This window comes from Paraglaciecola aquimarina (assembly GCF_032464635.1).
GTDB lineage: Bacteria > Pseudomonadota > Gammaproteobacteria > Enterobacterales > Alteromonadaceae > Paraglaciecola > Paraglaciecola aquimarina.
Genome location: NZ_JAWDIO010000002.1, coordinates 2,050,128 through 2,063,821, shown reverse-complemented (window position 1 = coordinate 2,063,821; position 13,694 = coordinate 2,050,128). Strand labels below are relative to the sequence as shown.

General features: G+C 41.8%; 9 protein-coding genes and 2 pseudogenes. 7 read left to right on the top strand and 4 right to left on the bottom strand.

All coding sequences use genetic code 11. The features are described 5' to 3' along the window. The first annotated feature begins 1 nt into the window (after position 1). Positions 2-1,530 (top strand): annotated as a pseudogene (gene ppx / locus RS130_RS10390) (exopolyphosphatase). 98 nt (positions 1,531-1,628) lie between these two features. Next, a complete protein-coding gene (locus RS130_RS10385) occupies positions 1,629-2,657 on the top strand; it encodes a GGDEF domain-containing protein (protein ID WP_316025898.1) in 1,029 nt (342 codons plus the stop codon). A gap of 235 nt (positions 2,658-2,892) precedes the next feature. On the opposite strand, the gene RS130_RS10380 is transcribed toward RS130_RS10385, so the two are convergent. Both RS130_RS10380 and RS130_RS10375 read right to left on the bottom strand, forming a co-directional pair. Further along, the gene (locus RS130_RS10380; RefSeq protein ID WP_316025897.1) at positions 2,893-4,398 is read right to left on the bottom strand and encodes a sulfatase; all 1,506 of its coding nucleotides are present in this window, start codon (positions 4,396-4,398) and stop codon (positions 2,893-2,895) included. 96 nt (positions 4,399-4,494) lie between these two features. Beyond that, a complete protein-coding gene (locus tag RS130_RS10375; RefSeq protein ID WP_316025896.1) occupies positions 4,495-5,349 on the bottom strand; it encodes a PA4780 family RIO1-like protein kinase in 855 nt (284 codons plus the stop codon). Between the two features lie 254 nt (positions 5,350-5,603). Here RS130_RS10375 and RS130_RS10370 point away from each other — a divergent pair, with 254 nt between their 5' ends. Further along, a complete protein-coding gene (locus RS130_RS10370) occupies positions 5,604-6,920 on the top strand; it encodes a hypothetical protein (protein ID WP_316025895.1) in 1,317 nt (438 codons plus the stop codon). Positions 6,921-6,969: 49 nt separating this feature from the next. Here the strand turns inward: RS130_RS10370 and RS130_RS10365 are convergent, their stop codons facing one another. Beyond that, positions 6,970-7,920 carry a LysR family transcriptional regulator gene (locus RS130_RS10365; RefSeq protein ID WP_316025894.1) on the bottom strand — a complete coding sequence of 317 codons (951 nt, stop codon included), beginning with the start codon at positions 7,918-7,920 and terminating at the stop codon, positions 6,970-6,972. 121 nt (positions 7,921-8,041) lie between these two features. Between RS130_RS10365 and RS130_RS10360 the strand changes: the two are divergent. From RS130_RS10360 to RS130_RS10350, 3 genes and pseudogenes are all read left to right on the top strand, one after another. Then, positions 8,042-9,029: pseudogene (locus tag RS130_RS10360) on the top strand (zinc-dependent alcohol dehydrogenase family protein). A gap of 93 nt (positions 9,030-9,122) precedes the next feature. Beyond that, positions 9,123-9,398 carry a DUF1330 domain-containing protein gene (locus tag RS130_RS10355; protein WP_316025893.1) on the top strand — a complete coding sequence of 92 codons (276 nt, stop codon included), beginning with the start codon at positions 9,123-9,125 and terminating at the stop codon, positions 9,396-9,398. Positions 9,399-9,558: 160 nt separating this feature from the next. Then, positions 9,559-10,386 carry an SDR family NAD(P)-dependent oxidoreductase gene (locus RS130_RS10350; RefSeq protein ID WP_316025892.1) on the top strand — a complete coding sequence of 276 codons (828 nt, stop codon included), beginning with the start codon at positions 9,559-9,561 and terminating at the stop codon, positions 10,384-10,386. A gap of 116 nt (positions 10,387-10,502) precedes the next feature. Here RS130_RS10350 and RS130_RS10345 read toward each other — a convergent pair whose 3' ends face one another. Next, complete coding sequence (locus tag RS130_RS10345) at positions 10,503-12,050, bottom strand: VCBS repeat-containing protein (protein WP_316025891.1); 1,548 nt, start codon at positions 12,048-12,050, stop codon at positions 10,503-10,505. A gap of 290 nt (positions 12,051-12,340) precedes the next feature. Here RS130_RS10345 and RS130_RS10340 point away from each other — a divergent pair, with 290 nt between their 5' ends. Beyond that, the gene (locus RS130_RS10340) at positions 12,341-13,237 is read left to right on the top strand and encodes a DapH/DapD/GlmU-related protein (RefSeq protein WP_316025890.1); all 897 of its coding nucleotides are present in this window, start codon (positions 12,341-12,343) and stop codon (positions 13,235-13,237) included. Positions 13,238-13,694: the final 457 nt, after the last annotated feature.

Genomic DNA, 13,694 nt, shown 5'->3' with positions numbered 1-13,694 from the left:
TATGTCGAGTATTAAATCCGCTTTTGAAAGTGTTGAAGAACGAGACCATATTCAAGTTGCCGCATTGGATATAGGTTCTAACAGTTTTCATTTAGTGGTGGCTCGCATAGTGGCCGATTCGGTGCAAATTCTGCATAGACTGAAACCTAAAGTACGCCTAGCCGAAGGCCTAGATAAAGATGGAAAATTGTCTGAAGAAGCCATGAATCGAGGCTTAGATGCATTAAAACTGGTGGCTGAAAGCTTACAGGGCTTTGAACCTAAATATGTCAGGGTGGTAGCAACTCATGCGCTGCGCAAGGCCAGCAATGCCAATGAATTTATTAGAGCTGCGAAAGAGGTATTTCCTTTTCCGATAGAAATAATATCCGGAGTTGAAGAGGCCCGATTAATTTATCAAGGGGTCGCACATACTAACCACCAAGAAGGTAAACGACTGGTCATTGATATTGGTGGCGGCTCAACAGAATTTATTATTGGTGAAGGTTTTGAAACCAATATATTACGCAGTATCCAAATGGGCTGTGTCAGTTACACCAGTAAATTCTTCAAGCAAGGAGAGCTTAAACCCAAAGCTTTTGAAAAAGCGATTACGGCTGCAGAGCAATCCATGGAGCTCATTGACAAAAAATATAAAAGTATTGGTTGGCAGGCCTGTATAGGCACGTCGGGAACCATTAAGACTATTGTCGAACTGGCTTCCCATTTAGACGGCACCAATAGAGATAATCACGTCAGCTTAAGTGACTTATACACACTAATGGAATTATGCTGTGCCGCTAAAAATAGCGCTGACTTAGCGTTAGATGGTTTATCAGAAGACCGAAAACCTGTGTTCGCAGCCGGTCTCGCGGTATTAATTGGCATATTCAAAAGCTTGAAAATTACCGAGATGAAGCTTTCTAGCGCGGCTCTACGCGAAGGTGTACTCTATGAAATGGAAGACAACTTACAGCAAGTCGACATTCGTGAACGCAGTGCGCAAAGTTTGGCCACCCGTTACGACGTTGATGTTGCCCATGCCAAACGCGTATTAACCACTACTTTAGATTTATATCGGCAAGTTAAGAAATCATGGGATATAGATCAATCTGAATTAAAAAACTTGTTAGGTTGGTCTGCACTATTGCATGAAGTAGGCTTACAAATTAATACCCGAGGTATTCAAAGGCATTCTAGTTATATTTTGCAAAATATTGAGCTGCAGGATTTAGTCAAGAGCAACAAACGTTATTAGCGGTATTAACTCGCTTTCATCGGAAAAAAATTAAGTTATCTGAGATGCCCGAGTTTGCGCTATTAAAACAAAGTGATGTGTATAAATTAATTGCATTGCTACGCTTAGCTGTATTACTAAATATTAAAAGACAAGATGATATTTTACCTGATATCCTACTAAAAGCAGACAGCAAGGGGTTATATATTCAATTTCCTACTGACTGGCTGCAACAAAAGCCTGTTTTTAGTGCCGACATAGAAGCAGAGCAATCCTATATTCGAGAGCTAGGATTAAACTTAAAGTATAAATAACGCCATAATTAGGTGGAGATTTCACTCCGTCTTGATGGCGTTTTCTATGTACTAGTAATCATTCTTGTATAACTTAAATGTTTAAGCTAAGGAATTAAATGAAGTTTTCTGAAAACTCAGATCAAGCTGTAGACTTTTTGCGTCAGGCAGTGCCAACAATGATGAAATACAACATTGTGCCTAATCCTTTGAACTATACGTTATGGTATAGCTACTACTCGAACTTATTCCCGCTTTTAAATAAAGAGCTAGACGAAACTGTTGAACGCTATGGCACATGCCCAACCATTGTCAGTGAGACACTATTTCTAAATCACATTAGTGCCGTAGACCAAGACAACGAGCAACAACTGTTTGCTTTTCAAAAAATATTGTCTGTTCTAGTCGACGACCTCTCAGACTCATTAAGTACTACAGCCAAACAAACCACCGATTTTTCTAAAGCCTTAAGAGGCAACGTATCGACACTTGCAACCATAGAAACCCAAGAAGACTTATCTCCTATTCTAAAAGAACTTAGCGCTAACGCGAACGCTATCTGCAGTGCCAACGATATATTTCAAAAGCAACTGACAGCGGCTAAAACAGAAATTAACTCTTTAAAAGAAGAACTTGATAACAGTAGACGAGAAGCCAGTACTGACCCTCTTACTGGCTTATTAAATCGACGGGCCATGGAATCCATTTACTTAGACTTTGTTGAAGATAGCAACAGCAGCGCCGATCTTACATTGGTAATTATGGATATTGATAAATTTAAACTATTTAACGACACCCATGGCCATGTATTAGGTGATCAAATTTTACAAGTTGTTGGCAAATTGCTCAAAAATGCCTGTACAGATCCAGTTGTTGCTGTGCGTTTAGGTGGTGAGGAGTTCGCCCTACTATGCCCTGATCACAACTTACAAGAAGCACATGCGTTGGCCGAGAGTATTCGAAGTAAGTTGGCTATCACACCATATAACAACAAACGAACTGGCACTAAAATCCCACCTATTACCGCCTCATTTGGTATTGCTAGTCGGCATCAAGATGAGCTTTTGATCAGTATGATTGAAAGAGCAGACAAATCACTGTACGCAGCAAAAGAAGCAGGCAGAAATAGAGTAGAGCTAGCCACCTAAACAGCCTAGTTTAGGCTGGCTTTTAACTGATCGATTACCTTGCCTCAGTCATCGTTAATTCATCATTCTTTTCGATATCTACCCACAGCTAAAATGTAGTTGCATCAAAAGTGATGCAACAATAAATTAACCTGAATCATGGAAAAGCCGCACCTCTCGATAACGCTCTTTTTGTGTCTAACGGCATTGGATTGTTTAGCCTAAACGATACTTCTTATCCAGAAATTAAGTTGGATTACAACTGATTTGACCATGGTTGAAGGTTGTCTTTATCTTGAATAAACTGAGCATCTACTTCTTTATACCAAGCATGTAACATCGCCCGTAGTTCTTTTACTTTTTTAGGTTGTTGCTTAGCAAGATCCTGTTGTTCACCTACATCTTGGGCAAGATTAAACAATTGTACTTTGCCATCTTCAAACCTTTCCAATAACTTCCAATCCCCTAAACGAACTGCCGCACCTGGAAAGCCCCCCTGGTTTGAATAATGAGGATAATGAAAATAAATAGGCCTTTGCTCATGCTCGATATCAGGCTGACCACTTAGCAAAGGAGCCAGAGACACCCCATCTTGATGCTGCTTAGGATTAAGTTTGATACCGGCCGCTTGTAACAATGTAGGGTAAAAGTCGGTAGACACCACAGGTTGATCAACTTGCGTGCCATTAGCTTTTGCACCCGGTATTTTGACAATAAAAGGCACTCTAATGCCTCCCTCATACAGCCAACCTTTGCCACCTCGCAATGGAAGATTCGAGGTAGGAGAGCCTTCTGCAGTGGAAAGTCCACCGTTGTCAGAGGTAAATACAACAATCGTATTGTCATCTAGGTTTTCGTCTTTTAATTTCTTTAAAATACGACCAACCTGACTATCCATTTTAGAAACCATGGCAGCATAAGTCGGATGGTTTTGTTTCACTCTTACCTGTCTTGGTTCATCCCTTGGCCAAATTTGTTCTTCTGCGGCAAAGCTATCAGAGGTATCTGTTGTATCTCGTTTGGTTTCATATCGACTCACCACATCGGCAGGAGCTTGCAGGGGCGTGTGTACCGTATAAAAAGACAAATACAAAAAGAAGGGTTGATTTTTCTTGGCATTTTGGTCGATTATGCTTATCGCTTCTGAGGTCAGTCGCTCTGTTAAATACTCACCATCTTCACCATCTGGCAACCGAGCATTCTTATATGGTGAAAAATAACCATTAGCCGGGTGACCATTAGCAATACCGCCAATATTAATATCAAAACCATGTTCCTCTGGCCAATGTGTAGGCTTTTCTCCCAAGTGCCATTTACCTAAAAAAGACGTGGCATAGCCCGCTTCGTTAAAAGTTTCTGCTAGGGTTTGTTCCCACAGAGGCAATTTTTGTATCAAAGGCGCGGGGTTAAATTTTTCAGACCTGTGAGGCCAACCATTAATATGAAACCAATCAGTGGCATTAATTCGGCTAGGGTGACGCCCAGTAAGAATCGCGTATCGAGAGGGACTACAAACGGGGTTGGCGGCATAACCTTGGGTAAACTGCGTGCCTTGTGCGGCGAGTGAATCAACATTTGGCGTGTCGTAAAAAGAGGTGGGGTTGTAAGCGCCAATATCAGAATAGCCCAAATCATCCACCAAAATAAATACCACGTTAGGCCTATTCAAGCTTGCAATAGGAGCTTCTAGGTCAGCACTTCCAGTATCAGAGCAAGCTGTAAACAGTGCTAAACAGCAAGTAATTAAAGCAAAATTTTTCATATTTTATTCTCGACCACCCTTTGTATGTCACAATATTTATACGTTAACTATTGGCTGTACACAAATAAACCGCTCTAGAACTAAGTGCCAGTAGCATTAATCTTCGTTCGCTTCTTTTATTCTTTCTCGACGAGCTTCTTCTTCAGCGAAAGCAGCCTTAATCTCTTCAAGTACTGAATCCACGTCGGCATCATCTTCTGAAAGTTCAAATTGACCTGTTAATACAGTGTCTATTGTGAGTTTACCTGCTTCAAATAAATCCCACATTTCTTCTGCATAAAAGGTATTTTTTAATTCTGGGGCATATTGCCCATAATATTCAGACATATTACGTACATCACGCTGCAACATACTAAACGCATTGTTATTTGCAGCAGCATCGACCACTTGGGGCAAGTCAATAATCACTGGGCCATAATCATCAACCAATACATTAAACTCAGATAAGTCTCCATGCACCAAACCAACACATAGCATGCGCATCACGTATTGCATCACTAAGGCATGATCCTCTTTGGCTTGTTCGGGTGACATGGATACATCGTTTAATCTGGGCGCGACATCACCTTCATCGTCAGTAACTAACTCCATTAACAATACACCGTCATAACAACCATAGGGCTCTGGCACCCGCACTCCTGCTTTAGCAAGCTTAAATAGCGCATCCACTTCAGTATTTTGCCAAGCTTCTTCTTGTTGCTTACGACCAAACTTAGAACCTTTTTCCATGGCTCTAGCCCGTCGAGAGTTTTTAACTTTACGGCCTTCTTGGTATTCTGCTGCTTTTTTGAAACTACGTTTCATCGCCTCTTTGTATACTTTGGCGCAGCGTACTTCTTGGCCACAGCGCACGGCATAAACCGTCGCTTCTTTACCACTCATTAATTGATACAACACCTCATCAACAAGGCCATCCTCAACTAAAGGCTGTATTCTACTGGGAGTTTTCATTCAATCCTAAGACCACTAACCGGGCCAATTATTTCAAATATAGATATCGCGTTAAAAAAGCGCAGGCTATGTTAACAAAAATCCAAGCCCAATGGGTATTGCAGTTCGTAAGTAATTTGCCTTTCTTTTTATTTCTGCTTGTTAGCACGTATTACTCAGCTCTTCATAACCTTTGTTACAAATAAAAACAGAATTAAAGCGTTTAATTAGGTAGTATTTAACAAACTAATAACATTAGGTTGCCTATCATCGGTATGACAAAAAAAGACTTTTCTGCATTTAACCGCACATTTTTGCTGACTTGTATTTTACTCTTCTCTTCATTCAGCGTGTTTGCGCAAACTGAACAACTAATCAACGAAACCTTAGACGCGGCCGCTGAGCGTTATGTAAAACTAGGCTTAGAATTAGGTGAATACGATCTAGACTATGTTGACGCATATTTGGGCCCAGTCGAATGGCGTAACAAAGCACAGCAAAAACCTCGCTCTAAAGAACAATTAGCTAAAGACATTCATTCTTTATTCACCGCTTTAAAAGTGATGCCGATTAATGGTGAGGAGCCAGCCTTACGACACAAAGCACTATTTCGAAATGTTCGTGCCATGGATGTTAGAGCGAGAATGTTAGTTGGTGAGAAATTCAGCTTTTCAGAAGAAGCCAAGCTTATTTATGACGTGCAGGTGCCCACTTATGACTTCGCTAAATTTGATGCCGCATTGCAACAAATTGCGCAGCTCCTGCCAGGCGAAGGAGATCTATCTCAGCGAGTAGAAGATTTTCGCAATAAATTTACTATTGATGAGGACAAAGTAGATACAGTGTTAGGCTTAGCCATACAAGAATGTCGCGCACGTTCAAATACTTATATTAGACTACCTGACAATGAAAATTTCAAACTAGAATACGTCACTGACAAAAATTGGTCTGGCTACAATTGGTATCAAGGAGCCAACACAAGTCTGATGCAAATCAATCAAGATTTCCCAATGCAAATTGACCGAGCCATCTCTTTAGGCTGTCACGAAGGGTATCCAGGCCACCATGTGTGGAATACGCTGATTGAAAATAAATTACTCAAACAAAAAGGTTGGATCGAATATTCGTTATTCCCACTCTTTAGTCCTTATGCACTGATTGCTGAAGGAAGCGCAAACTTTGGCGTTGAATTGGCCTTTCCAAACAATCAAAAGATAAAATTTGAAAAAGAAGTGCTGTTTCCTGCAGCGGGAATACCAGCCGAATCCGCGGTAAAGTTAGAAAAACTGATTCAGTTAACCGACACCCTCTCCCATTCAATTACCGCCACCGCTCAACTGTATTTGAATGGCGAAATAACGCGAGAACAGGCTATCGAACAAAGACGTAAATATTCTCTTGTTTCTAAAGACAAGGCCGAACAAAGCATACGGTTTATTGAGCAATATCGTGCTTATGTCTTAAATTACAATTTAGGTAAAGACATAGTTTCGCACTATGTTTACGCTCAAGGGGCAGATCAAAAAAGTCACTGGCAAGCTTTTGAGCGAATGCTGACCGAACTGTCTACCGGTTCAGACATGCATAAGTAACACGCCTAAATAGAGCTGAGGGATCGACTTTCTCAGCTCTTTTTACCTGCTATTTTTTACCGACTGATATTAACGCAACGTTATGCGCTAATATTCTAGGCTTACTTTTTGCATCCCAATAAGGCACACCAGAAAAACGCTCTGAGAAATAGTCAATAAAGGCCCGTACTTTGGGTGCTAGTAGGCGCGAGCTCGGATAAACCGCCCAAATAGCGGTTTCAGGCTCAATGGTATAATCCGCTAATATCTGTACTAACTGGCCATTGGCGATCTGTTGATAACAATTCCAAGTTGAGCTGATGGTTATTCCTATTCCTTCTACTGCAGCATCTCGCACCACCTCACCACTATCGGTGCGAAAAGCACCGTTTGTTTTGATACTTTGCGGTCCTTCTTTCCCGTTAAAGTTCCACACTTCTAAACCAATCAAGCGCAAACATTCGTGCTCTAATAAGTCTGTCGGCACCTTGGGTGTGCCAAATTCCTTTAGATAAGACGGGGCAGCACACACAATACGTTTATCTGCCGCTAATTTTCTTGCCACCAAGGTAGAATCTTTTAACGCAGCGTTACGAATTGAAATATCAAAACCGCCTTCTACCATGTCCACCATTGAGTCAGACAACCTAAAATCTACTTTTAAATCAGGATAACGAGCCAAGAAGTCTTTAAGAGCCGGGACTAAATGGGAACGACCAAATGATATGGGTGCGGCGACGCGCAATTTTCCGCTGGGTGAAGCATTCCCCTTACCCACAGACGCTCTAGCGGCATCGACTTGGGCTAGCACTTCTTCGGCATGTGGTAAAAACGCTTCACCTTCTTCGGTTAAGGAGACTTTTCGCGTGGTGCGATGAATTAAGCGAACATTAAGTGCATCTTCTAATTTACTAATATGGGCACTGGCTACCGCTGGCGATAAGCCTAACTCTTGACCCGCCGCGCTAATATTGTGTGTCATGGCCACACGTACAAACAAACTTAAATGCTCAACATTCATAATTATCAACGAAATCTATAAAGTAATTCTATTTAAATGAATATTATCAATTTCAAATTATTAAATATACTTGTATGCAACTTAACTACTTATATAAACCCAACAGCAGAGAGTATTAATAATGAAAGCATCAATCATAAAAGATTTCGGCGGGCCTGACGTATTTGAACTAGCAGATATAGCTAAACCAGACATTAAAGCGGGCCATGTTTTGGTCAACATCAAAGCCTCTAGTATTAATACCGTAGACACCATGATCCGCGAAATGGGTAAAGACTTACCATTCGCGCCACCTTTGCCCGCAGTGCTTGGTATGGACTTCGCGGGAATTGTTGAAGAAGTAGGTGAAGGGGTAACTGGGTACGCTGTTGGAGATGAAGTTTATGGTTGCGCCGGTGGTTTAGGCGAGTTACCTGAGCACCCTCGCAGAATATATTGTCGCAGACGTAAATTTAATTGCTCACAAAGCGAAAAACTTGAGCATGCGTGAAGCCGCAGCGCTCCCTTTGGTTGGCATCACAGCCTATGAAGGCTTAAAGCGTGCCGGTATCAATGCCGGGCAAAATGTACTAGTACACGGTGGCTCTGGTGGCGTAGGTCATGTCGCTGTGCAGCTGGCGAAACATTTTGGCGCCAACGTGTTTGCAACAGGTGGCGGTGACAAACAACTCGCACTGATAGAAAAACTAGGGGCAACCGCGATTAACTATAAAACAGAAACAGTCGCTGACTATGTTGAGAAATACACTGACGGTGCCGGTTTTGAATTGATTTTTGATTCTGTAGGCGGGGCAAACATGAGCAACTCCTTTGAAGCGGCAGCACTAAATGCGCAAATAGCTTCAACAGTATCTTTACTAGAAATCGATTTGTCTGTAGCGCATTTTAAAGGTTTGTCATTGCACGTAGTCTTTATGTTGATCCCAATGTTACATAACTACAAACGTCAAGAGCACGCAAAAATCTTACAGCAATTAACCGAGATTGCTGAAGCCGGTGCGCTAACACCAGTATTAGATGAGTTAACTTTTTCATTGGCTCAAGCGGGCGAAGCCCAAGCTAGATTATCTAGCGGTCAAGGCATGGGCAAAGTGGTAGTTGATATTTAATCACCGCCCATTCGTTATTTACACTATACGAAGCTAGCTGTCCTTTGTTTATTGGATTGCTAGCGACGCATCAGCCAAAGTAGGAAAACTATTATGATCCATTATTCAGTATTAGCAGTAACGCCTACCAGCCAAGATTGGCAAGCAGGTTATGCGGCAGCAGCTGGCGCAATAGTAGCCAAGCACGGCGGGAAATATATCGCCCGTACCGACAAGCATCAATATATTGAAGGGGCAGGCCCGCAACCAGCAGTGCGGGTTATATTAGAATGGCCATCAAAAGAAGCCGCTATCGCTTTTATGAATGACCCAGAATACACTCCCCATTTGGCGGCGCGCACAAAGGTTCTGACAGCCAACATATTTTGATTGAAGGCTTAAACGAACCAAGTGCCGAATAAAGCACACGTATTTGTTCTTGTAACACCAACTCCAATAAAATAGATGTACACTGAGCAATAATTTACTGGAATGGGTATAACAACGCCTTTATCGGCCAAACAAACTGACAATATTAAGGATTACGACTATGCAAGCAACGAGCGCAAAAACCATTCTCATCACAGGCGCAACAGATGGAATCGGCTTAGCGACTGCCAAACTGTTGGTTTCTCTCGGCCATCAAGTATTGATACATGGCCGTAATCCTGACAAGCTTAAAAAGGTCGCCGAACAGTTGACGACCCCTAATACGGCATACCCAGTGGCCACTTACGTTGCAGATTTGTCTAAAACTGCAGACATTCAAGCCCTAGCCCAAAATATCATGGCTGAGCACCAACAACTTGATGTTCTACTAAACAACGCCGGTATATTTCGCACCCCAATGACCGAAACGGAAGACGGCCTAGATATTCGCTTTATGGTGAACACTATTGCCCCTTACCTACTAACAAACTTATTAACGTCTGTATTGAATGCAAACAGCCGTGTGATAAATTTGTCTTCGGCCGCCCAAGCACCAATCAATCTAAGGGCATTTAAAGGCGAAGCAAAATTAGCAGACATGGATGCGTATGCACAAAGTAAACTAGCCATCACCATCTGGTCTCAGTATTTTGCCAAACATAATCAGGACAATGGACCCGTTATGATTGCAGTCAATCCTAGGTCATTACTCGCCAGTAAAATGGTAAAAGAGGGCTTTGGTGTTGCGGGCAGTGATATCAGTATTGGTGCCAAGATCCTGAAAAAGTTAGCCCTAGATGAAGAATTCAAGCAATCAAGTGGTTTGTATTTCGATAACGACTCGGGACAATTCTCTTTACCACACCCAGACGCATTAAATCCTACTATTGTAGAACAAGTCATTGGCGCTATAGAAACTGTCACAATGCAACTCACCTCAAAGGCCTAACAACCCTGTTGGTTATTTTGCGGGATTAAGCTCCCTTACTTGGGGCTAACATATAAGCCTAATTCATACTAGTAATATGCAATAGGCTAAGTGGCAACTTATCAACAAGAGTTGGACTACATGGCAATCAGTATCACTAGACGTTGCAACAACTCAGACTTATCTGCAGGACCATAATGCAAAACCAAATCGGTTTTACCATCTTCATTTAAATCTTGAGTTAAGGCATTCGCTGGATTTTTGGGCATGGATATTTTTTGTTTTAGTGACCACCTTGAGTACGGTCTTTTCTCACCCGGGGTAGCTAACAGAGCCCGAATTAACGCGTCACCATCTGAGTAAACCATGTCTTTAACCCCATCTTTATTTAGGTCTATCATTTTTATCATGGGTTCGCCACGAGAACCAGAAGATAAGCTAAACGTCATTTCAACTTCTTGATTAAGCAATGGCTCTTTAGCAAACTCATCCTTGTCATCCATCGCAAAAATCATTGAATCTTGATCGATGCTGCCTGACATAAGAGCGCCAACTATTTGTGAAATACCAATATCGAAAGACGACACTAATACTTCCAACCTGCCATCATTTTCTAAATCAACAAACTGTAAATCAGTTAACGTATCTTTCGATGACACTTTGCTAGAAATATCATGCTCATATTCCAATACGCCATCTTTCAAAGACCCGTAATAAAATTCATAGTCGATGGTTTTATCTAACACCCCAGAACTTTGGGTGTACTTCACAACTAAATCGGCAATGCCATCACCATTGATATCTCTTAACCCATCTAATTTTCGATGGGTTAAATTGCTTTGATCCAATTCTTGACCATTTACATCTGTAATATCCCACCACTCATGAGCTGACACCATGGGCAAAATATCAATGTACACAGGTTCTGTAGAAAAAAGCCCTTTGTCATTTTGTAGATGTGTCGCCACTTTATCTTGCGACAGGTAAACAATATCGGTTTTAGTATCCTGGTTCATATCTTCAAAATACAAATCTGCATCGAAGAATCGAAATTGACTATGCTTTAATTGCAACCTTGCGCCTATAGGCAAACTTTGGCGCTGCTTTATATCTGAACCGTCTGTTAGCCACAAATTCACCTGTTGGAAGTGAGGTAAGAAAATATCATCTTCGCCATCATTGTTTAGGTCTTGCACAAAATCTATCTGCATAAATGAATCGGATTGTGCGCTCAAATACATTGACTCAACATCTTGCTCGACCTGCATTTTTGCTGGCTGCGAATGGTGCGCTGGAACGTAACGTAACACCTTTGACTGGGTCAAAAAATACAGCTGTCGCATCCCTTCAGCGTTCTTATCTCCTAAATCATACCCCCAAAAATTATTTGGAATATCAATAAGATCCAACACTTCATATTCATTAATGTTGACACCATAAATGGCCAGCTTACGTTGCTGTTGCTCATCAACCCCAATGACCAAAAGCTCTATTCCTAGGTGCGCTAAAATGTCGGCAGCCACAACCCCTTGATTCACCTTGAAAGGAACCGAAATATTATGCTCAGAAAACAACTCGGTGTATTTAGCCAAACTTGGAAAACTCACCACTAACCCGACCACATAGAGTATTCTCAAGCCCCAAAAAGTTGGGTTAATTTGACTCAGACACCACTTGTTAAACATACAACCTGGACTCCTCATAAAAACAGTAAACAGCTTATAGCAGAGAAAACTCAACACAAGCCCGCTAGTAGCTTCAGACTTAATATATTAGCCAATGAATGTTCAAAAAATATGACTCGACTGTTTGCTTTTAATTCAATCTAAGTGAAGATTATTAATAAATCCCCTGCACCATTCCACCGTTTTACAGGGCTTTTCATCATTTAGCTATAACCTATAAAAAAATTGTGGCTGTTAACTCAACCCAGACGCGCGATAATTACCATATGTGAAAATTTAAGGATACAGTAATGACAATAAAACGTAATGGTCACAGATATATAGACGTAGAAACGGGCAAAACTTTAGATGTTTGGTTTCCTCGCAGTAACAAGCAAATTACCCGTAGCTGTCTAGCCAGCAAAACAGGATTGATCGAAGGCGAACTAATCGAAGTAGAGCTAGAAATTGACCAAGCCCCTAAATCAGCCGAAGACGCCTATCTGCGTTTGCACTTGCTATCTGAGTGTGCGGTACAACCTAATGCCATTAATCTAGAAGGCGTATTTGGTTTACTAACCAACGTTGCATGGACATCAGCCGGCCCCGTTTTACCAAATAAAGTTGAAGAATTAAGAGAACTCATCGCCTCTGAGAACCATCATCTAACCGTATCTTCAATCGACAAGTTCCCACGCATGACTGACTACGTGATCCCAGAAGGCGTGCGTATTGGTGATGCTGACCGTGCTCGATTAGGCGCACATTTAGCCTCTGGTACCACAGTGATGCACGAAGGTTTTGTTAACTTCAACGCCGGAACATTAGGCAGCTCTATGGTTGAAGGACGTATTTCTCAAGGCGTTATTGTTGGTAACGGCTCTGACATAGGCGGTGGCGCATCCACAATGGGCACCTTGTCTGGTGGTGGTAAAACAATCAACTCAATCGGCCAAAACAGCATGGTTGGGGCTAACGCCGGTATTGGTATTTCATTGGGCGATGACTGCATTGTTGAAGCAGGCCTTTATGTTACCGCTGGTACAAAAGTAAAAACCCCAGACGGCGAAGTAGTATCTGCCCGTCAATTATCAGGCTTAAACGGTTTGTTATTCCGCCGTAACAGCCAAAACGGCATGGTAGAAGCCATAGTCGCTGACTCATCAAAATGGGGCGGCTTAAATGCTAGCCTGCATAGCAACGACTAGTTTTGTTATTTTAAAAGAGCATTAGAAAAGGCGCTACTAGCGCCTTTTTTGTTTTTTGACAACATGAACTTACTATCGCTGGACAACATACATTCAATCATCGTCATGCCAGTGATCCCCGAACGACATACACTCCACCATCGTCATTCCGGTGCGCTTTTTAGCCGGAATCCCCGCTTCTACAATATTGCCAAGCCAACTAACTACCCATCACTAAACGTGACAACAACCTCTAAGAGATTTACTTTTATGGGTGTCTTGATAGTGGTTTTTGATAGTGCCGTCTTTCAAGCCGGAATCCACTATTTTATAAACAACAACTTTGATGACAGTCCTGTTTATTGATTTAACTTTGTTCTGCCCCTGATAAGTTTACTGATAAGTTTCACTCCAACATCGTCATTCCGGTACGCTTTTTAGCCGGAATCCACGCTTCTACAATATTGCCAAGCCAACT

What these genes read in the sequence shown, in the direction of transcription:
- RS130_RS10385 (WP_316025898.1), top strand. Translation starts at nt 1,629, where the DNA reads ATGAAGTTTTCTGAAAACTCAGATCAAGCTGTAGACTTTTTGCGTCAG.
- RS130_RS10380 (WP_316025897.1), bottom strand. Translation starts at nt 4,398, where the DNA reads ATGAAAAATTTTGCTTTAATTACTTGCTGTTTAGCACTGTTTACAGCT.
- RS130_RS10375 (WP_316025896.1), bottom strand. Translation starts at nt 5,349, where the DNA reads ATGAAAACTCCCAGTAGAATACAGCCTTTAGTTGAGGATGGCCTTGTT.
- RS130_RS10370 (WP_316025895.1), top strand. Translation starts at nt 5,604, where the DNA reads ATGACAAAAAAAGACTTTTCTGCATTTAACCGCACATTTTTGCTGACT.
- RS130_RS10365 (WP_316025894.1), bottom strand. Translation starts at nt 7,920, where the DNA reads ATGAATGTTGAGCATTTAAGTTTGTTTGTACGTGTGGCCATGACACAC.
- RS130_RS10355 (WP_316025893.1), top strand. Translation starts at nt 9,123, where the DNA reads ATGATCCATTATTCAGTATTAGCAGTAACGCCTACCAGCCAAGATTGG.
- RS130_RS10350 (WP_316025892.1), top strand. Translation starts at nt 9,559, where the DNA reads ATGCAAGCAACGAGCGCAAAAACCATTCTCATCACAGGCGCAACAGAT.
- RS130_RS10345 (WP_316025891.1), bottom strand. Translation starts at nt 12,050, where the DNA reads ATGTTTAACAAGTGGTGTCTGAGTCAAATTAACCCAACTTTTTGGGGC.
- RS130_RS10340 (WP_316025890.1), top strand. Translation starts at nt 12,341, where the DNA reads ATGACAATAAAACGTAATGGTCACAGATATATAGACGTAGAAACGGGC.